General features: G+C 69.1%; 16 protein-coding genes. 10 read left to right on the forward strand and 6 right to left on the reverse strand.

The annotated features are described in order from the left end of the window. Window positions 1-67: 67 nt before the first annotated feature. On the forward strand, window positions 68-967 hold the full coding sequence (locus OCT48_RS00810) for a DMT family transporter (RefSeq protein ID WP_263590917.1): 900 nt from the start codon (window positions 68-70) through the stop codon (window positions 965-967). On the opposite strand, the gene OCT48_RS00815 is transcribed toward OCT48_RS00810, so the two are convergent. From OCT48_RS00815 to corA, 4 genes are all read right to left on the reverse strand, one after another. Then, complete coding sequence (locus OCT48_RS00815) at window positions 945-1,694, reverse strand: ABC transporter ATP-binding protein (RefSeq protein ID WP_263590918.1); 750 nt, start codon at window positions 1,692-1,694, stop codon at window positions 945-947. The genes OCT48_RS00810 and OCT48_RS00815 overlap by 23 nt on opposite strands. Beyond that, complete coding sequence (locus OCT48_RS00820) at window positions 1,688-2,758, reverse strand: FecCD family ABC transporter permease (protein ID WP_263590919.1); 1,071 nt, start codon at window positions 2,756-2,758, stop codon at window positions 1,688-1,690. Before OCT48_RS00820 ends, OCT48_RS00815 begins: the two co-directional genes overlap by 7 nt. Continuing rightward, a complete protein-coding gene (locus OCT48_RS00825; RefSeq protein WP_263590920.1) occupies window positions 2,748-3,875 on the reverse strand; it encodes an ABC transporter substrate-binding protein in 1,128 nt (375 codons plus the stop codon). The genes OCT48_RS00820 and OCT48_RS00825 overlap by 11 nt, the downstream gene beginning before the upstream one ends. Before the next feature lie 203 nt (window positions 3,876-4,078). Continuing rightward, on the reverse strand, window positions 4,079-5,044 hold the full coding sequence (gene corA, locus OCT48_RS00830; protein ID WP_263590921.1) for a magnesium/cobalt transporter CorA: 966 nt from the start codon (window positions 5,042-5,044) through the stop codon (window positions 4,079-4,081). A 158-nt stretch (window positions 5,045-5,202) separates the two neighbouring features. Between corA and OCT48_RS00835 the strand changes: the two genes are divergently transcribed. Together OCT48_RS00835 and OCT48_RS00840 are read left to right on the forward strand one after the other, a co-directional pair. Continuing rightward, complete coding sequence (locus OCT48_RS00835; protein ID WP_263590922.1) at window positions 5,203-5,484, forward strand: DUF2218 domain-containing protein; 282 nt, start codon at window positions 5,203-5,205, stop codon at window positions 5,482-5,484. Then, window positions 5,481-6,389 (forward strand): DMT family transporter, encoded by a 909-nt coding sequence (locus OCT48_RS00840; protein WP_263590923.1) that lies wholly within the window; start codon window positions 5,481-5,483, stop codon window positions 6,387-6,389. Before OCT48_RS00835 ends, OCT48_RS00840 begins: the two co-directional genes overlap by 4 nt. A 9-nt stretch (window positions 6,390-6,398) precedes the next feature. On the opposite strand, the gene OCT48_RS00845 is transcribed toward OCT48_RS00840, so the two are convergent. Next, a complete protein-coding gene (locus OCT48_RS00845; RefSeq protein ID WP_263590924.1) occupies window positions 6,399-8,330 on the reverse strand; it encodes an MBL fold metallo-hydrolase in 1,932 nt (643 codons plus the stop codon). A gap of 132 nt (window positions 8,331-8,462) precedes the next feature. On the opposite strand from OCT48_RS00845, the gene dapB reads away from it, so the two are divergent. The 5 genes from dapB (at window position 8,463) to ltrA (ending at window position 16,494) form a co-directional block, all read left to right on the forward strand. Next, window positions 8,463-9,266, forward strand: coding sequence for a 4-hydroxy-tetrahydrodipicolinate reductase (dapB, locus tag OCT48_RS00850; protein ID WP_263590925.1), 804 nt, complete (start codon window positions 8,463-8,465; stop codon window positions 9,264-9,266). Window positions 9,267-9,659: 393 nt separating this feature from the next. After that, complete coding sequence (gene carA, locus OCT48_RS00855) at window positions 9,660-10,805, forward strand: glutamine-hydrolyzing carbamoyl-phosphate synthase small subunit (RefSeq protein WP_263590926.1); 1,146 nt, start codon at window positions 9,660-9,662, stop codon at window positions 10,803-10,805. A gap of 59 nt (window positions 10,806-10,864) precedes the next feature. Next, the gene (gene carB / locus OCT48_RS00860; RefSeq protein WP_263590927.1) at window positions 10,865-14,095 is read left to right on the forward strand and encodes a carbamoyl-phosphate synthase large subunit; all 3,231 of its coding nucleotides are present in this window, start codon (window positions 10,865-10,867) and stop codon (window positions 14,093-14,095) included. Continuing rightward, window positions 14,092-14,568, forward strand: coding sequence for a transcription elongation factor GreA (gene greA / locus OCT48_RS00865; RefSeq protein WP_263590928.1), 477 nt, complete (start codon window positions 14,092-14,094; stop codon window positions 14,566-14,568). The genes carB and greA overlap by 4 nt, the downstream gene beginning before the upstream one ends. Before the next feature lie 537 nt (window positions 14,569-15,105). Then, on the forward strand, window positions 15,106-16,494 hold the full coding sequence (gene ltrA / locus OCT48_RS00870) for a group II intron reverse transcriptase/maturase (RefSeq protein ID WP_263589980.1): 1,389 nt from the start codon (window positions 15,106-15,108) through the stop codon (window positions 16,492-16,494). 124 nt (window positions 16,495-16,618) lie between these two features. Here the strand turns inward: ltrA and yhbY are convergent, their stop codons facing one another. After that, window positions 16,619-16,945 (reverse strand): ribosome assembly RNA-binding protein YhbY, encoded by a 327-nt coding sequence (yhbY, locus tag OCT48_RS00875; protein WP_263590929.1) that lies wholly within the window; start codon window positions 16,943-16,945, stop codon window positions 16,619-16,621. Window positions 16,946-17,127: 182 nt separating this feature from the next. On the opposite strand from yhbY, the gene rlmE reads away from it, so the two are divergent. Next, window positions 17,128-17,781: a 23S rRNA (uridine(2552)-2'-O)-methyltransferase RlmE gene (gene rlmE / locus OCT48_RS00880; RefSeq protein WP_263590930.1), complete on the forward strand. Its 654-nt coding sequence runs from the start codon at window positions 17,128-17,130 to the stop codon at window positions 17,779-17,781. Window positions 17,782-17,978: 197 nt separating this feature from the next. Continuing rightward, entirely contained in the window at window positions 17,979-19,958 is a 1,980-nt protein-coding gene (gene ftsH, locus OCT48_RS00885) for an ATP-dependent zinc metalloprotease FtsH (protein ID WP_263590931.1), read from the forward strand. Window positions 19,959-20,042: the final 84 nt, after the last annotated feature.

Raw genomic sequence — 20,042 nt, forward strand, 5'->3', positions numbered from 1 at the left:
TGCCGTTGGCCTTCGTGCCGAGGGCGGCAACGCCCTTTGTTATTCGGATCTGTCGACAAGGAAATTCATGGACAACGTCACGGACCGGCCGCTGGCCGGCATCCTGCTCCGGCTGCTGTCGGGCGTGCTGTTCACCGGGATGATGGTGTGCGTCAAGGCGGTGAGCACCGAGGTGCCGCTGGGGCAGACCGTGTTCTTCCGCTCGGCGTTCGCGCTGCTGCCCATCGTGGCCTTCATGGCCTGGCGGCGGGAGTTTCCCCGGGCCCTGGCCACGCGGCGCCCGCTCGGCCATCTGCTGCGCTCGGGGCTGGGGGCGGCGGCGATGTTCGCCTCCTTCGCCGCCGTGGCCAGGCTGCCGGTGGCCGAGGCGACGCTGCTGGCGCAGCTGGCCCCGGTGGCCATGGCGGTGGGCGGCGTGATGCTGCTGGGGGAGCGCTTCACCCTGTATCGGGCGGCGGCCCTGGCCCTGGTGCTGGGCGGCGTGGCGGCCCTGGTGGTGCCCGATCTGGGGGGCGCTCAGGCGGACGGGCGTGTCACGGGATATGCGCTGGGCATCCTGGCCGCCCTGCTGACGGCGGGGGCGCTGGTCACGGTGCGGCGCATCTCCCGCACCGAGACGCCGGCCTCCATCGCCTTCTACTTCGTGCTGGTCACCACCCTGGCGGGCCTGGCCACCCTGCCGCTGGGCTGGGTGGGGGTGTCGGGGCCGACCCTGGGGCTGCTGATCCTGGCCGGCCTGTTCGGCGGTGCCGCCCACATCTGCATGACCCTGGCGCTGCGCTTCGCCGAGGTCTCGCGCCTGGCGCCCTTCGAGTACGTGGCGTTGATCTGGCCGGTGCTGGCGGACCTGCTGATCTTCGGGTTGCCGCTGTCCAGCGGGTTCCTGCTGGCCCTGCCCCTCGTCCTGGGCGGGGCCGGGCTGGCGGCGCTCGAGGGGCGGAGGCTCACACGGCCTCTTCGACAATGAGCTGGGGTCGGCCCATCGAGCAGGGCTCGATGCGGGCGTCCACCCGGTAGACGCGACGCAGCAGCTCGGGGGTGACCACCTCCTCGGTCGGCCCGCAGGTCACCAGCCGGCCGCCCTCGAGGACCAGCGCCTGGTCGGTGAAGCGCAGTGCGTGGCCCAGGTCATGCAGGGCCGCGATGACCAGCATCCCCCGCTCGCGGGCCAGCCGTCGCAGGATCGACAGCAGACTGATCTGGCGATGCAGGTCCAGCGCCGAGGTGGGCTCGTCGAGGAGCAGGATCTCGGGGGCCTGCACCAGCGCCTGGGCCGCGCTCACCAGCTGTCGCTGCCCGCCGCTGAGATCGCCGATGTCGCGCTCGCCGAGCTCGGCGATCCCCAGGTCCGCCAGGGCGCGGTCGACCTCGGCAAGGTCCTCGTCCCGGACCTTCAGGCTGCGCCCCTGCATGCGCGCCAGCAGCACCGACTCGTAGACCGTCAGCACGGCGTTGGCGCCGGTGTCCTGCGGCATGTAGGCCACCGGACGCTCGGCGGTCGCGCCGCCGATGCGGGCCTCGCCCTCGCCGTCGAGCAGCCCGAGGATGCGCCGAAAGAGGGTGGACTTGCCGGCGGCGTTGGGGCCGAGCAGGGCCACGACCTGGCCGCCCGTGAAGGCGGGCGTGGTGATCTCGGAGAGGATCCGGCGCCGACCGTAGCGGGCCGACAGGCGGTCGAGGGTGAGCGTTACCATGAGGCCTTCTTGTGGCTGAGGACGAGGAACAGGAAGAAGGGGATCCCCACCAGCGAGGTGATGATGCCGATGGGAATGATGGTGCCGGGCAGGATGACCTTCGACAGCACCGAGCCGACGGAGAGGATCAGCGCCCCGCACAGCGCCGCGCCCGGCAGGAAGAAGCGCTGATCCTCGCCCAGCAGCAGCCGCGCGATATGCGGCCCGACCAGGCCGATGAAGCCGATGGTGCCGACGAAGGCCACGGCGATGGCGGCCAGCAGCGAGACCAGCACCAGCACCTCGAGGCGCAGCGCACGCGGCTTCACGCCCAGGCTCTCGGCCTTGGCATCGCCCAGGCGCATGGCGGTGAGGGCCCAGCCATGGCGGGCGAGCAGCGGCAGGACGGCCACCAGCACCCCCAGGGCGATCCACAGCTTGGGCCAGGTCGCCTTGGTCAGGCTGCCCATGGTCCAGAACACCACCGCGGCCACGGCCTGCTGGCTGGCGAAGAACTGGATCAGCGCCATCAGCGCGTTGAAGATGAACACCATGGCGATGCCCAGCAGCACGATGGTCTCGATGGTCACCCCGCGCCGCATGCTCAGGGCATGGATGGCGAAGGCGGTCAGCATGGCCATGACGAAGGCGTTGATCGGGATGACGTAATCGACCGCCGCGGGGATCAGCACCACGCCGAAGGCCAGCGCCAGGGCGGCGCCGAAGCTCGCCCCGGCCGAGATGCCCAGCGTGAAGGGGCTGGCCAGGGGGTTGCTGAGGATGGTCTGCATCTGGGCGCCGGCGATCGACAGGCTGGCGCCGACCACCAGCGCCATCAGCGCCACGGGCATGCGGATGTCCCAGAGGATCACCCTGGCCTGCTGGCTCACGGCATCGGGCGTGACCAGCGCGGCGACCACCTCGCCCAGGCCGAAGCGCGCGGGCCCGAGCGCCAGGTCGACACACAGGCTCAGCCCCAGTGCCAGCGTGAGGGCGGCGAGGATCAACTGGCGGCGTATCACCAGGGCGCGGTAGAAGCCGCGCTCCCGGGGCGCGGCGGTGCCGGCGGTCATCTCAGTGCTCATCGAGGGAGACCCAGTAGCCGGGCGCGTAGTCCACCGGCAGGAAGCGCTCGTGGAGCTCCTGCAGGGTAGCCTCGGGATCGAGGTCGGCGAACAGCTCCGGGTGGAACCACTTGGCCAGCCGCTGCACGGCGACGAAGTAGTAGGGGCTGTTGTAGAACTGGTGCCAGATGGCGTGGAAGTCGCCGGTCTCGACGGCCTCGATGCCGGTCATGGCGGTGCGCTCGGTCAGCGCCTGGAGCTTGGCACGGGCGGCGTCCATGTCGGCGCCGGGCCCCACGCCGACCCAGTCGCCGCCGGGCACGTAGGCCTCCCAGTTGCCCCCCGTGACCACCACCTGGTCGGGGTCGGCGGCGATGATCTGCTCGGGGTTCAGCGAGCCGAAGGTGTTGGGAATGATGCCCTCGGCGATGTTGGAGCCTCCCGCGATCTCGACATACTCGCCGAAGTTGCCGGGCCCGAAGCTCATGCAGCAGTCCTCGGAGTAGCCGCCCGCGCGGTCCACGAAGACCTTCGGGCGCGCCGGGTCGGCGGCGGCGATCGTCTCGGTGACGCGGGCCATCTGGGCCTCGGCGAAGTCGATGAAGTCCTCGGCCTTCTGCTCCTCGCCCAGCAGCTCGCCCATCAGGCGCATGGAGGGAACGGTGTGTTCGAGCGGCTGCTCGCGGAAGTCCACGTAGACGATCGGGATGCCGAGTTCGGCCAGCTTGTCGTCATAGGCGGCATCCTCGGTGGCGGCCCTGGCCTCGAGGTTCATCAGCACCACATTCGGCTGGAGGGCGGCGGCCTGCTCGACGTCGAAGGTGCCGTCCTTGAAGCCGCCGAAGGTCGGGAGGTCCTTCAGTTCGGGGAACCTGGCGGCGTAGCGCGCATGGTTGTCCGGGTCGGCCTGGGCGAAGTCCTCGCGCCAGCCCACGACGTGGGCGAACGGGTCTTCCGGTTGCAGCGCGCCCAGCAGGTAGATCTGGCGACCCTCGCCGAGGATCATGCGCTCCACGGGGGCGTCGACGGTGACCTCGCGGCCGGCGACGTCGGTGACGGTGATCGGTGCGGCCTGGGCGGCCGCGCAACCGAGGGCGATGGCCGTGCCACCGACGGCGTTGAGCAGGGATGTGTGCATGTGCGGATGTCGTACTCGTTGATGGGTCGCGTCGAAGGCCGGGCACGCCTCGCAGGACAGGGGCCGTGTCACGCAGGCGCGCGCCCTCGTCCGTCCGGAGGCTTGCCGCAAGCGCACCTGGTTGGCCGTTGCGTATCGTTCCTATTCGCAAGCGATGGCCAGTATGGCCGAATCGTCGGGCCTCGTCGAGACGGCGGCGGGGGCTACAGCCAGCCGGTGCGCCGGAAGCGCCGGTAGAGCCCGCCGCAGGCCAGACCCATCAGCAGCAGCGCCAGGGGGTAGCCGAAGCGCCAGTCGAGTTCCGGCATATGGGCGAAGTTCATGCCCCACACGCCGGCCAGGATGGTGGCCACGGCGAAGATCGCCGCCCAGGCGGCCAGGCGCTTGTGCACCTCGCTCTCGTCGATGGCCACCATCGACAGGTTGACCTGGATCGCCGTGATGATGGTCTCGCGCATGGTTTCTACCGCCATCTCGAGGCGGTGCAGGTGATCGTAGACGTCGCGGAAGTACTCCTGGGTATCGAGGCACAGTGCCGGCACCCGGCCGCCGAAGAGGTGGGCGCTGGCCTCGGCCAGCGGGGTCACGGCGTGCTTGACCTGCATGGTCTGGCGCTTGAGCTGGTAGAGGCGCTCGAGGCTCGAGCGGGCGGTGCCGCGGACGAAGATCTGGTCCTCGATGCTCTCGAGCTCGGCCTCCAGCGTCTCGATCACCGGGAAGTAGCGATCGACGATCACGTCCATCAGCGCATAGAGCACGAAGGAGGGGCCCTGCTGCAGGAGTTCCGGCTCTTTCTCGCAGCGCTTGCGCACCCCGGAGAAGCCCTGCCCGGGATGCTGGCGTACCGAGAGCACGTAGCCGGGGCCGGCGAACACCGCGACCTGGCCGGCCACGAGCTCCCCGTCGGCGACCGTGATCATGTGCATGGTGACGAACAGCGCCTCGCCGTACTCCTCGACCTTGGGGCGCTGGTCGCCGTGCAGGGCGTCCTCGACGGCCAGCTCGTGCAGGTCGAAGACGGTCTGGAAGGGCGCCAGCTCTCGCTCGTCGGGATTGTGCAGGGCCACCCACACGAAGCAGTTGGGCCGGGCCATGTAGTCGGCGACGTCCGCCGGCTGGATATCGCGCAGTCGACGCCCCTGCTCGTAGGCCACGCAGTTGACGATCATCGCGGCGTCCCTCCTGGCGGGTGAACGAATCCCTCAGGGATGAGCATAGCCCCACCGCCCGGCCGGGCTCGACTCGCGGCGCCAACGCGGGGCCCTGGCGCTCCGGTGGGCGCCCATCATAGGCTGGAGACTCACCTTCAAGGAAAGCGGAGATCACCATGCCGATATCACGTGCCCAGATCGCCACCGAATCCGGCGAGAAGCTGCTCGAGCGACTGTGCAAGCACTGGGCCCACAAGCTCGAGGTGGAGCAGCAGGGCAACGAGGGGCGGGTCAGCTTCGAGGATGGCTCCTGCCTGCTGTGGGCCGAGCCGGACAGGCTGCAGGTGGCCGTCGAGGCCCTGGACGAGGAGGGCCTGGATCGCCTGGAGGGCGTGGTCGCCAGTCACCTGGAGCGCATGGCCGGCGACGAGGCCCTGCAGATCGTCTGGGAAAATTGAGCGGCGAGGCGCCGACGGTCCGCACCGCCCATCTGGGCATGCTGCTGTGGGCGTTGCTGGTGGGGCTGTCGTTCCCCGCCGTGGGGCTGATGAGTGCGCTGCCGCCGTTCTCGCTCACCGCGCTGCGTTTCGCCATCGCCTGCCTGGGCCTGGGGTGGCTGGTCCGCCGGGTGCCGGGTGCCTGGCCGGGCTGGCGGGCACTGCCGCTGTTCGCCGCCATGGGGCTGTGCCTGGCCGGCTTCTTCGGCGCCATGTTCTGGGCGGCCCATTACGCCACGGCGCTGTCCATGGCCACCCTCTACGTGACCGTGCCGCTGCTCGCCTACGGCCTGGGCCTGGGGGCCGGCGTCGAGCGGCTGGCCTGGCGACTGCCGGCGATCCTCGCCCTGGGCGCGACGGGGGCCCTGGGGCTGGCCTTCGCCGAGGCGCTGGAGCGCGGTGGCGCGCTGCGCTTCGGGGTGGGCGAGGCGGTGTTCTTCCTCGGCTGCCTGTGCTCGGCCCTCTACCCGGTGCTCAGCAAGTGGGGCCTGACCCGGGGCGTGCTGCCCGCCTCGGCGGCGGTGCGCACCTTCTGGAGCCTGGGGCTCGGCGGAGTGCTGATCGGCCTGCTGGGCCTGGCGGTGGAGCCGGTGGGCCGGCTCGCCACCATGAGCTGGCGCGATGGCCTGCTGCTGGTCTACCTGGGGCTCTTCTCCAGCGCCCTGACCTTCTGGCTGATGCAGCGGGCCACCGCGGTGCTGACCCCCGGCGCCATCACCGCCTACGGCTACCTGGTGCCCTTCGTCTCGATGCTGCTGCTGTTCGTCGAGATGCCCTCGCGCCTCGGCTGGGTCTGGCTGCCCGGCAGCGCCCTGGTGCTGCTGGCCATCGGCCTGCTGCTGTGCCATGACCCGGCGGCCGACTGAGTCCGGCGACTATTCGTCCGCCGGCACCGCCAGGCCGGGGTAGCGGGAGCGGATCTCGTCGTAGAGCGGGCGCGGGTCGCCGGCATGGCGACGCGAGAAGTGGAAGGGCACCAGGCACGCCACGCCCGCCGCCGTGGCGATCTCGCCGCAGGCCCGGGCGGTCAGGTGGCCGGTGCGGCGGGCCTGGTCCGCCTCCGCCTCGAGGAAGGGGGCCTCGCAGACCAGGATGTCGGCGTCCTTCGCCAGGGCCTGCAGGCGGCGCCGGTTGGCCGGCGTGTCGCCCAGGTCGGTGGCATAGACCAGCCGCTGGCCGGGGCGCATGTCCAGCAGCTCCGCCGCCAGGGTCGCGGCGGGTCGCGCCGCCTCGCCGGGCGGCTGGATCGGGGCGTCGCCCTGGCCGGCCAGCATCCGCCGCTTGAGCTCGCCGAGCCAGGGGCCGGGCGGCCAGCCTCGCGCCGCCAGCCGCGCCTTGCGCACCCTGGCCCGGGTTTGGGACTCGAAGGCGAAGGCCAGCACCGGCGTGCCGTGGTCGAGGCGCGTCGCCCGCACGCCAAAGCCGGGCTCCTCGAGGAGCAGGCCCCCTTCGGCGGGCCGTGACGGCAGCGTCTCGGGTTCGCGACCGGCCACCAGGGCGTAGCGCCGCAGCCGTTCGCCGTGCAGCTCCGCCACCTCGAAGCGCGGGGCCTTGTCGCCCACCCGATCCCACAGCACGCCGCTCATCAGGCCCTGCACGTGCCCGGCGAGCCCCGGCGGGCCATACAGCCGGCACGCCGGGTAGTCGCCGATGCGCGAGCGCAGCAGCCACGGGAAGCCGCCGATATGGTCGAAGTGGGCGTGACTGATGAAGACGTCGCTGACCTGGTGAGCGAGCCGCGCCGGCAGGCGCCCGGCGTCGCCGAGGTCGAACAGCAGGCTGCGTCGCTGGTGGCGCAGCCGCAGGTGCAGCAGGGGGTCGCCGAAGACGCCGTTGACCAGGGTGGCCACGGCCCGCTCGAGGCGCACCACCGGCCGCGGGCCGCCGTCGGCCGTGGCCGGCGGCAGGCGGCGGGTCAGCTCCGGGAGGGCCACGGCCGGGCGAGCTTGCCGATGGCGGGGGGCGGTCGCCAGCGTGCCGTCACGCTCCCGGTGGGCGTCGCGGATCACCACCGCGGCCACGCTGGCCGAGGGGGGCGCGGCGCGTACCCGCAGGCGATCCGCCGTCAGCTCGAGTACCTCGCCCAGGGCCAGGGTCTCGCCCCGGGCGTCGAGCAGGCCGATCTGACGGCCCCGCCAGGCGCCGGGGGCCGCGCGCGGCGGCGGGGTGCCGAGCACCGCCAGGCCGTCCAGCCTCAGGGTCAGCTCACCGGCGCCGTCCAGCCAGGCCTGCCAGGCCGCGGTGCGGCGCTGCCGGCGCGCCAGCTTCCCCGGGTGGCGGGCCTCGGCGGCGGGGATGAGGCGACGGCTGGGCAGCCCCAAAGCGCGGCATTCGTCCGCGAGGGGGGCGGCGGCACCCTCCGGCACCAGCAGGGCCAGCGCCCGGGCATCACCGACCCCGGCCAGGGCCGGCAGCAACTCGGCGGCCCCGGCGCCGCGCACCACGCCGGGGGCATCGATCAGCAGCGGGCCGGGCGGGCAGTGGGCGGCCAGCCGGCGCAGGGCGTCCACCAGCGGCAGGCGAAAGCGGGCGGCGTCGAGGCTGCACAGCGCGGCCAGCCGTTCCGGGTGCCAGCCCGCGCCTCGCCACACCCCGAGCGCCACGGCCCCCGGCGGGCCGAACCCGGGCAGGCCGGGGTCGACGCTCAGGCAGCGGCAGACCACGCCCCGGCGGGCCAGGGTGGCGGCCGCCGCGGCGGCCAGGGTGGTCTTGCCGGTGCCCGGCGCGCCGGCCAGCAGCACCCGCTGGTGGCGGCGCAGCAGCGCCAGCAGCGGGTGGTCGGCGGACAGCGGGGTCGGCTCCGGCATGGCGCGGGCTCTCCTGGGCGGATAGCTCCAGTGTGGGCGATATCGCGTCCCGACCCCAAGGCGGCGGGCCCCGAGCGGGGCGGCCTCTGGTATACTCCGGGCACTTCATGCCATCGAACCTCAGGAGCCCGCATGACCCGTATCGCCATCGTCGGTGTCGCCGGCCGCATGGGCCGCACCCTGGTCAACGCCGTGCAGCAGGATGCCGAGGCCATCCTGGCCGGCGGCATCGTCGAACCGGGCAGCTCGCTCGCCGGTGCCGATATCGGCGAGCTGGCCGGCATCGGCAAGCTGGGCGTGGCCGCCGCCGACTCCCTGGAGGCCATCGTCGACGACTTCGACGTGCTGATCGACTTCACCGCCCCGCAGGTGACCCTGGCCAACCTGGCCTTCTGCGCTGCCCACGGCAAGCGCATCGTCATCGGCACCACCGGGCTCTCCGACGACGAGCTGGCCGAGCTGGACGGCTATGGTGAGCGCCTGGCCATGGTCTTCGCCCCGAACATGAGCGTCGGCGTGAACCTGACCCTCAAGCTGCTCGAGACGGCCGCCAGGGCGCTCGGCGACGAGGGCTACGACATCGAGGTGATCGAGTCCCACCATCGCCACAAGGTCGATGCGCCCTCCGGCACGGCGTTGAAGATGGGCGAGGTGGTCGCCGAGTCCCTGGGCCGCAGCCTCAAGGAGCATGGCGTCTTCGAGCGGGTCGGCCAGTGCGGGCCGCGCACCGACCGGGAGATCGGCTTTGCGACCGTCAGGGCGGGCGATATCGTCGGCGAGCATACGGTGATGTTCGCCACCGAGGGCGAGCGCATCGAGATCACCCACAAGGCCTCCAGCCGCATGACCTTCGCCAAGGGGGCGGTACGCGCGGCGCGCTGGGTGGCGGACCGGGACAACGGCCGCTACGCCATGCAGGATGTGCTGGGGCTTTGATCCCGAGGCGAGCAGAGCGCACATCATGAGGGGCGCCGGGGACAGGCCGAAGGGGAGGTCCTATGCCAGGAATGGCATCGGTAGCGCCCAGGGAGGGGTTCACAGCGCCTCCCTGTAGGCCTGTCGACGGAACAGCCCCGAACGATAGCTCTGCCTTCTTACCTCTCTGGGGGTAGCCGTCGGGCGCCATTTCCTGTAATATCCCCAAAATTTTGGCCGGGCGCATGGGCGAGAGCCCCCTTCGCTGCGCTTGTTGCTTCGGCCCCGCATTCCGAGCGAATGACAACAAGCGGGATGAAACCGGTCTGCATCGGGTTTCGTCCCGCTTTTTTGCGGCCCGGCCCCGGAGTATTCCTTGACGAGCTGTCTCTTAAAACTTGGGAGGACGTTGCATTGAACAGACCCGCGATACTGGCCTTGGAAGATGGCAGTGTGTTTCATGGCACCGCCATCGGCGCCGATGGGCAAACCAGCGGTGAGGTGGTGTTCAATACGGCCATGACGGGCTATCAGGAAATCCTTACCGACCCCTCCTATACCCGCCAGATCGTCACCCTGACCTATCCGCACATCGGCAACACCGGCATCAATGCCGAGGACGTGGAGTCCGGCGCCATCGCCGCCGCCGGCCTGGTGATCCGCGACCTGCCGCTGCTGGCCAGCAGCTTCCGCTCCGAGCAGACGCTCTCCGACTACCTGGCCGGCCAGAACGTGCTGGGCATCGCCGACATCGATACCCGCCGCCTGACCCGCATCCTGCGCGACAAGGGCGCCCAGAACGGCGCCATCCTCGCCGGTGCCGACGCCGAGGGCGAGGACGCCGTGGCACGGGCCCTCGAGGCGGCGCGGGCCTTCCCGGGGCTCAAGGGCATGGACCTGGCCAAGGTCGTCTCCTGCCAGTCGCCCTACGCGTGGACCGAGGGCGAGTGGACCCTGGGCCAGGGCTATGCCGACACCGCCGAGGCCGAGCGTCCCTACCACGTGGTCGCCTACGACTACGGGGTGAAGCGCAATATCCTGCGCATGCTGGCCTCCCGCGGCTGCCGCCTGACCGTGGTGCCGGCCCAGACCCCGGCCAGCGAGGTCATGGCGCTGAACCCGGACGGCATCTTCCTCTCCAACGGCCCCGGCGACCCGGAGCCCTGCGAGTACGCCATCGCCGCCATCCGCGAGCTGCTCGAGACCGGGGTGCCGATCTTCGGCATCTGCCTGGGTCACCAGCTGCTGGCGCTGGCCAGCGGGGCGAACTCGGTGAAGATGAAGTTCGGCCACCACGGCGCCAACCACCCGGTGCAGGACCTCGACAGCGGCCAGGTGATGATCACCAGCCAGAACCACGGTTTCACGGCCGAGGAGTCGACGCTGCCCGAGACCCTGCGGGCCACCCACCGCTCGCTGTTCGACGGCACCCTGCAGGGCATCGAGCGCACCGACCGGCCGGCCTTCAGCTTCCAGGGCCACCCGGAGGCGAGCCCCGGCCCGCGGGATGTCGCGCCGCTGTTCGACCGCTTTATCTCCATGATGAAGGAACGCCGCTAAGCGTTGATCCTCAGTCACCATCGAGTCCGTCTTTACACCGATTAGCCGCGGGAACCGTCATGCCCAAACGTACCGACATCCAGAGCATCCTGATCATCGGCGCCGGCCCCATCGTCATCGGCCAGGCCTGCGAGTTCGACTACTCCGGCGCCCAGGCCTGCAAGGCCCTGCGCGAGGAGGGCTACCGGGTCATCCTGGTCAACTCCAACCCGGCCACCATCATGACCGACCCGGTGATGGCCGATGCCACCTACATCGAGCCGATCACCTGGCAGGCGGTGGAGAAGATCATCGAGGCCGAGAAGCCCGATGCCGTGCTGCCCACCATGGGCGGCCAGACCGCGCTCAACTGCGCCCTGGACCTGGACAAGCACGGCGTGCTCGAAAAGCACGGCGTGGAGATGATCGGCGCCAACGCCGACGCCATCAACAAGGCCGAGGACCGCGACCTGTTCGACCAGGCCATGAAGCGCATCGGCCTGGAGTGCCCCAAGGCCAAGGTGGCCCACACCATGGACGAGGCCTGGGCGATCCAGGGCGAGCTCGGCTTCCCGGTGATCATCCGCCCCTCCTACACCATGGGCGGTTCCGGCGGCGGCGTGGCCTACAACAAGGAGGAGTTCGAGGAGATCTGCAACCGCGGCTTCGAACTCTCCAACAACCACGAGCTGCTGATCGACGAGTCGCTGCTGGGCTGGAAGGAGTACGAGATGGAGGTCGTTCGCGACAAGAACGACAACTGCATCATCGTCTGCGCGATCGAGAACTTCGACCCCATGGGCGTGCACACCGGCGACTCCCTCACCGTGGCGCCGGCCCAGACGCTGACCGACAAGGAATACCAGATCATGCGCGACGCCTCCCTGGCGGTGTTGCGCGAGATCGGCGTCGAGACCGGCGGCTCCAATGTCCAGTTCGGCATGGACCCGGATACCGGGCGCATGGTGGTCATCGAGATGAACCCGCGGGTGTCGCGCAGCTCGGCGCTGGCCTCCAAGGCCACCGGCTTCCCGATCGCCAAGATCGCCGCCAAGCTGGCCGTCGGCTACACCCTGGACGAGCTGCAGAACGACATCACCGGCGGTCGCACCCCGGCCTCCTTCGAGCCGTCCATCGACTACGTGGTCACCAAGATCCCGCGCTTCACCTTCGAGAAGTTCCCCCAGGCCAACGACCGTCTGACCACCCAGATGAAGTCGGTGGGCGAGGTGATGGCCATCGGTCGCACCTTCCAGGAGTCGCTGCAGAAGGCACTGCGCGGCATGGAGACCGGCAACGACGGCCTCGACCCCAAGGTCACCCGCTTCACCGACGAGACCCTGGCCCACATCAAGGGCGAACTGCAGGCCGCCGGCGCCGAGCGCATCTTCTATGTCGCCGACGCCATGCGTGCCGGCATGAGCCGCGACGAGATCTTCCGCCTGACCAGGATCGACCCCTGGTTCCTGGTCCAGCTCGAGGACCTGGTGCACAGCGAGGCCGAGGTCGCCAGGCGCTCGCTCTCCGAGCTGGACGCCCGCGAGCTGCTGCGCCTCAAGCGCAAGGGCTTCAGCGACGCCCGCCTGGCGACGCTGCTCGGCGTCGCCGAGAAGGAGTTCCGCAAGACCCGCCAGAAGGCCGGCATCCGTCCCGTCTACAAGCGGGTGGACACCTGTGCCGCGGAGTTCGCCTCCGATACCGCCTACATGTATTCCACCTACGAGGAGGAATGCGAGGCCGAGGTCTCCGACCGCCAGAAGATCATGGTGCTGGGTGGCGGCCCGAACCGTATCGGCCAGGGCATCGAGTTCGACTACTGCTGCGTCCACGCCGCGCTCGCCATGCGCGACGACGGCTTTGAAACCATCATGGTCAACTGCAACCCGGAGACCGTCTCCACCGACTATGACACCTCGGACCGCCTCTACTTCGAGCCGGTGACCCTCGAGGACGTGCTGGAGATCGCCGACAAGGAACGGCCCGCCGGGGTGATCGTGCAGTTCGGCGGCCAGACCCCGCTCAAGCTGGCCCGCGAGCTGGAGGCCGCCGGCGTGCCGATCATCGGCACCACCCCGGACGCCATCGACCGCGCCGAGGACCGCGAGCGCTTCCAGCAGATGATCGACAAGCTGGGCCTCAAGCAGCCGCCCAATGCCACCGCGCGCAGCTTCGACGAGGCCTTCGCCAAGGCCGAGGCGATCGGCTACCCGCTGGTGGTGCGGCCCTCCTACGTGCTCGGCGGCCGGGCCATGGAAATCGTCTATGACGCCTCCGAGCTCGAGAACTACATGACCCACGCGGTCAAGGTCTCCAACGACTCGCCGGTGCTGCTCGATCACTTCCTCAACGCGGCCATCGAGATCGATATCGATGCCGTCTCCGACGGGGCGCAGGTGGTGATCGGCGGCATCATGCAGCATATCGAGCAGGCCGGCGTGCACTCCGGCGATTCCGCCTGTGCGCTGCCGCCCTACTCGCTGCCCGCGGACGTGCAGGACGAGATGCGCGAGCAGGTCAAGCGCATGGCCGTGGAACTCGGCGTCAAGGGGCTGATGAACGTGCAGTTGGCCTGGCAGGATGGCGAGATCTACGTCATCGAGGTCAACCCGCGGGCCTCGCGCACCGTGCCCTTCGTCTCCAAGTGCATCGGCACCTCCCTGGCCCAGATCGCCGCGCGCTGCATGGCCGGCACCACCCTGGCCGACCAGGGCTTCGAGAGCGAGCGGGTGCCGCACTTCTACAGCGTCAAGGAAGCGGTCTTCCCGTTCGCCAAGTTCCCGGGCGTCGACCCCATCCTGTCGCCGGAGATGAAGTCCACCGGTGAGGTCATGGGCTCCGGCGACACCTTCGCCGAGGCCTTCTACAAGGCCCAGCTGGGCGCCGGCGAGGCGATCCCGGCGCTGGACGGCGAGCGCAAGGCCTTCCTCTCGGTGCGCGATCCGGACAAGGCGGGTGTTATCGAGGTGGCCCGTTCTCTGTTAAAATTGGGGTTCACCCTATGCGCGACCCGTGGCACGGCATCGGCCCTCGAGGCGGCCGACCTGCCGGTGGAGATCGTCAACAAGGTATATGAGGGTCGTCCGCATATCGTCGATCTGCTCAAGAACGACGAGGTCGCCTATATCGTCAATACCACCGAGGGCCGCCAGGCCATCAATGATTCCTCGGTGATCCGCCGCACCGCACTCGCCCGCAAGGTTCCCTATGCCACCACCCTGGCCGGGGCCAATGCCGTTTGTCTGGCACTCGAATACGGCAACGCCATCACCGTGCGGCGGTTACAGGAACTGCATGCAGGAGTCAGTCAATGAACAAGGTCCCGATGACCGTCGTCGGTGAGCAGCGTCTTCGCAAGGAGCTCGAGGAGCTCAAGAGCGAGGCGCGCCCCAACGTGATCGCCGCGATCGCCGAGGCCCGCGAGCATGGCGACCTCAAGGAGAACGCCGAGTACCATGCGGCCCGCGAGCAGCAGGGCTTCATCGAGGGGCGCATCCAGGAGATCGAGGGCAAGCTCTCCAATGCGCAGGTCATCGACGTGACCAAGCTGCCCAAGACCGGCAAGGTGATCTTCGGCGTGACCGTGGAGCTGATCAACCTGGAGACCGACGATGAGGTGACCTACCGCATCGTCGGTGAGGACGAGGCCGACATCAAGGCCGGTCGGATCTCCGTCACCTCGCCCATCGCCCGCGCCCTGATCGGCAAGGAAGAGGGCGACGTGGCGCTGGTGCGCACCCCGGGTGGCGACGTCGAGTACGAGATCGGAAGCGTCGAACACCTGTGACCCCAGCTCGAAGCCTTAGCTGGAAGCGTGAAGAAAAACACCCCCCGCAGCGACGCTGCGGGGGGTGTTTCGATGTGCGCCAGGCATGGCGCGCAGCGCCTGACTGGCGCTGTTCCCGAGGGTGGTGCCTCGGGATGACTTGGGGGTGAAAGTCCCCTGCACGCCCGGCAAGGGGAAGTGCTAGCCGACGGCAAGGGTGTCTCCCGCGAGGGGGAATCTGAAGGCAGCTCGAGGCAAAACGCTGGCCTGACGAACAGGAAGCGGATATGAGGCGTCATGGCGGGGTGAGATGGCATCAATCATCAAAGCCCAGTACTTGCACGGAACGCCATGACGTAAATCCGACAGGCATAAGCGGGAAGGTCGCGCGTCTTACCCTGGGAGGTCTGGTGGTCTGCCACGGTGCTACCGGCGTCGAGAGGCGGCGGGATGGGCCACCAGACGTCAGCAGAGGCCATAGTAAGTGCCGGTTCACCGCGGCACCAAGGGCCGAACATGAAGAACCGCGAGTAGGCGATGACGTCTCGAGGATCGATCATGAAGACAGAAAGCGGCGCTGATACCGCCACCCACCCAGAGGGGCAGGGGCAGCACCCCGAGTCTCGGCCGGTGGGCGTCGAGACGGTCCCGGCGTCGTCATCGTGGACGAAAGCGGAGCCCGCCCCGCTCATGGAGGCCGTGGTAGAGAAGGCTAACATGGCGCGGGCTTACCGGAGGGTGGTCGCCAACAAAGGCGCGCCGGGTGCCGATGGCATGACGGTGGAGCAGTTGGCTGACCACCTGAAACAGCACTGGCCGACGCTGCGCGAGCGGCTGCTGGCCGGTGAGTACCACCCCAGCCCAGTCCGAGCCGTCGAGATCCCCAAGTCCAAGGGCGGGACACGACAGCTCGGCATCCCCACGGTCACCGACCGGCTGATCCAGCAGGCGCTGCTGCAGGTGCTGACGCCGCTCTTCGATCCGAGCTTCTCCGCATCGAGCTACGGCTACCGCCCCAAACGCAGCGCCCAGCAGGCTGTCGCGGCGATGAAGACCCATGTCACGGCCGGCCACCGCTGGGTGGTCGACCTCGACCTGGAAGCCTTCTTCGACCGAGTGAACCACGACCTGCTGATGGCGCGGGTCGCGCGCCGCGTCCGCGACAAGCGGGTGTTGCGCCTGATCCGTCGTTATCTGGAAGCCGGTCTGTTCCAGGACTGCCAGGCCGCGTCACGCCGGCAGGGAACGCCCCAGGGCGGACCGCTCAGCCCGCTGCTGGCCAACATCCTGCTGGATGACGTGGACAAGGAACTGGAGCGCCGCGGTCACCGCTTCTGCCGCTACGCCGACGATATGCAGGTGTATGTCAGGAGTCGGCGAGCGGGCGAGCGCGTCATGGCCAGCCTGAGTGATTTTCTCGAGAGCTCGCTCAGGCTGACGGTCAATCGTGACAAGAGTGCGGTGGAGCGGCCTTGGAACCGGGGGTATCTGGGCTACACGCTGACCCGGCACAAGCTGCCGAAGCTGACGCTGGCCAAGGCCAGCCTGCCACGCTTGATGCAGCGTGTCCGCGAGATCCTCAAGCGTGGCAGGGGACGCCATATTCGGCGCGTCACGAGGGAGTTGGCCCCCGTCCTGCGGGGCTGGGCCAGTTACTTCAGTCTCGTCGATGTGAAGCGCCCGCTGGAAGCGCTGGATGGGTGGATACGCCGCCGGTTACGCGACGTGGTCTGGCGGCAATGGAAACGCCCGCGGACCCGGCGCCGTAAGCTTCTGGCACTGGGTCTGGACGACTATCGGGCGTGGAAGTCAGCCGGGAATGGGCGAGGCCCCTGGTGGAATGCCGGTGCTTCGCACATGAATCAGGCCCTGCCACGGAAGTGGTTCGATCGGCTGGGCCTGATCTCGGTACTCGATACGGTAAGAGGGCTTAGCCGTTCTTCGTGAACCGCCGTGGTACGGAACCGTATGCCCGGTGGTGTGAGAGGACGGGGGAGGCGACTCCCCTTCCTACTCGATTTCTGAAGCTGTCGATCCTGCTGGGCTTCCAGCTCGCGCGAAGCGCGGTGGCTCAGCGCCGGCCGTGGTGCTCCTCGAAGCGCTTGATATTGGAGAGCTTCGGGTTGACCCTGGGGTTGTGGCGGTAGAGCAGGGCGACCTTGCCGATCGTCTGCACCAGCTCACCGCCGCTCGCCGCGACCAGCTCGTCGAGCATGGCGGCGCGCTCGTCGCGCTCGGGCAGGGCCAGCTTGACCTTGACCAGCTCGTGGTCGGAGAGGGCCCGGTCCAGCTCGGCGATCACGCCCTCGGAGAGGCCGTTCTCGGAGACCGTGACCACGGGGTCGAGGTGGTGCCCGATGCTGCGGAATGCTTTCTTTTGTGCCTGTGACAAGCTCATGGTATCTTGATTCTTCCCGGTTGGCGCGCAGCGCACATGGTACGGTGAATCGCTCCGCGGCGAAAGCGCGGCCAGCCTCGCCGGCCGCCAGTCACCCCGGGCCCGCAGGTCAGCACCCCTCCCAGGTCTATTCCGGAAACCGCTCGACCGCCTGTCATCCAGGATCATTCACAGGTGATGCCGTGGCACGTTCCCAAGATTCCCGCCCCAAGCGGCGCGGCGCCAGCAAGAGCAGCGCCGGCTGGCTGAAGGAGCACTTCGACGACCGCTATGTGCAGCAGAGCTGGCAGGACGGCTATCGCAGCCGCGCCAGCTACAAGCTGCTGGCCCTGGACGAGAAGGACAGGCTGCTGCGCCCCGGCATGACGGTGATCGACCTCGGCGCCGCCCCCGGCGGCTGGAGCCAGGTGGCCGCCGAGCGGGTCGGCGACGCCGGCCTGGTCATCGCCTCCGACCTCCTCGAGATGGACGCCCTGGCCGGCGTCGACTTCGTCCAGGGCGATTTCACCGAGGAGAGCGTGCTCGAGGCGGTCCTCGCCCGGCTCGGCGATCGGCCGGTGGACCTTGTGATGTCGGACATGGCCCCCAATATGAGTGGCATGGCCGCCATCGACCAGCCCCAGGCGATGTACCTGGTGGAGCTGGCCCTGGATCTGGCACGCCAGACCCTGTCCCCCGGCGGCGCCTTCCTGGCCAAGGTCTTCCAGGGAGAAGGTTTCGACGCCTACCTGAAGGAGTTGCGCAGCGACTTCACGCGGGTGGTGACCCGCAAGCCGGAGGCCTCCCGCGCGCGGTCCCGGGAGGTCTACCTGCTGGCGGAGGGGTTTCGCGGCTGAGCCGGTGCCCCGTCGGCCCGATAGTCACAGGCTAACGCTTCGATGGCCGGACACGACGGCGTGTCTGTGTCACAGTGAATGCCATAGCCACGGGTGGGCCCGGCCCGCCCCCATGCTGGCTGAACATGTGCTGCTGATGTAGTGTCGAAAGCACCAGGCGTGTTCGGCCGACAGATTCTTGCAATGAGGGTAGTCCCTTGAACGACATGGCGAAGAACTTGATTCTGTGGTTGGTCATCGCGGCAGTGCTGCTGACGGTGTTCAACAACTTCAGCGTCGAGAACGCACCCCAGACGATGAACTATTCCCAGTTCGTCGAGCAGGTGCAGAACCAGCAGGTCGAGAGCGTGACCATCGACGGCTACACCATCAGCGGGGAGCGCACCGATGGCTCCCAGTTCCAGACCATCCGGCCGGCGGCGGACGACCCCAAGCTGATGGATGACCTGCTCGCCCACAACGTCACCGTGGTCGGCAAGAAGCCCGAGGAGCAGAGCCTGTGGACGCGGCTGCTGATCGCCAGTTTCCCGATCCTGCTGATCCTGGGCATCTTCATGTTCTTCATGCGCCAGATGCAGGGCGGTGGCGCCGGCAAGGGTGGCCCGATGAGCTTCGGCAAGTCCAAGGCCAAGCTGCTCTCCCAGGACCAGATCAAGACCACCTTCGCCGACGTCGCCGGCTGTGACGAGGCCAAGGATGAGGTCGAGGAGCTGGTCGACTTCCTGCGCGATCCCACCAAGTTCCAGCGCCTGGGCGGCACCATCCCCCGCGGCGTGCTGATGGTGGGCCCGCCTGGCACCGGCAAGACGCTGCTCGCCAAGTCCATCGCCGGCGAGGCCAAGGTGCCCTTCTTCTCGATCTCCGGCTCCGACTTCGTCGAGATGTTCGTCGGCGTCGGTGCCTCCCGGGTGCGCGACATGTTCGAGCAGGCCAAGAAGCAGGCGCCCTGCATCATCTTCATCGACGAGATCGACGCCGTGGGCCGCTCCCGCGGGGCCGGCATGGGCGGCGGCAACGACGAGCGCGAGCAGACGCTGAACCAGCTGCTGGTGGAGATGGATGGCTTCGAGGCCAACGAGGGCGTCATCGTCATCGCCGCCACCAACCGCCCCGACGTGCTCGACCCGGCGCTGCTGCGCCCGGGCCGCTTCGACCGCCAGGTGGTGGTGCCGCTGCCCGACATCCGCGGCCGCGAGCACATCCTCAACGTCCACCTGCGCAAGGTGCCGCTGGCCGACGACGTCAAGCCGTCGCTGATCGCCCGCGGCACCCCGGGCTTCTCCGGCGCCGACCTGGCCAACCTGGTCAACGAGGCCGCGCTCTTCGCGGCCCGCGGCAACAAGCGCCTGGTCGGCATGGAAGAGCTGGAGCTGGCCAAGGACAAGATCATGATGGGCGCCGAGCGCCGCTCCATGGTCATGACCGAGAAGGACAAGCTCAACACCGCCTATCACGAGTCCGGCCACGCCATCATCGGCCTGGTGATGCCGGAACACGACCCGGTCTACAAGGTGACCATCATCCCGCGTGGCCGGGCGCTGGGCGTGACCATGTTCCTCCCCGAGGAGGACCGCTACAGCCTGTCCCGCCAGCAGATCATCAGCCAGATCTGCTCGCTGTTCGGCGGCCGCATCGCCGAGGAGATGACGCTCGGCCCGAACGGCGTGACCACCGGCGCCTCCAACGACATCAAGCGGGCCACCGAGCTGGCCCACAACATGGTCGCCAAGTGGGGCCTGTCCGAGGAGATGGGGCCGGTCATGTACGACGAGGACGAGTCCCACCAGTTCCTCGGCGGCCCCGGCCAGGGCGGCATGCTGAAATCCGGCGAGACCACCACCAGGCTCGACAAGGAAGTCCGCCGGATCATCGACGAGTGCTACGCCCAGGCCAAGCAGATCCTCGAGGAGAATCGCGACAAGCTGGATGCCATGGCCGAGGCGCTGGTGCAGTACGAGACCATCGACGCCGACCAGCTCAGGGACATCATGGAAGGCCGCAAACCGCGTCCGCCGAAGGACTGGGAGGATGGCAGCCCCGGCGGCGGGTCGCCGGTCACCGGCCGCCCCGAGAGCGAGCCCTCGCCCTCGGACGTCGCCGAGGACGGTGACGGCGAGGATGGGGAGGAGCCGAGCCGTCGGCCCTCCGACCCCCTCGGGGGACCGGCGGGCAACTGACCCGCCGCGACGTGACCATCGGGCGCCCTGCGGGGCGCCTTCGCCGTGGAGAGGGCCGCCCGGCCCTCGCCCCTCACGACACCT

The sequence above is a fragment of the Halomonas sp. M4R1S46 genome (genome assembly GCF_025725685.1).
Taxonomy (GTDB): Bacteria; Pseudomonadota; Gammaproteobacteria; order Pseudomonadales; family Halomonadaceae; genus Halomonas.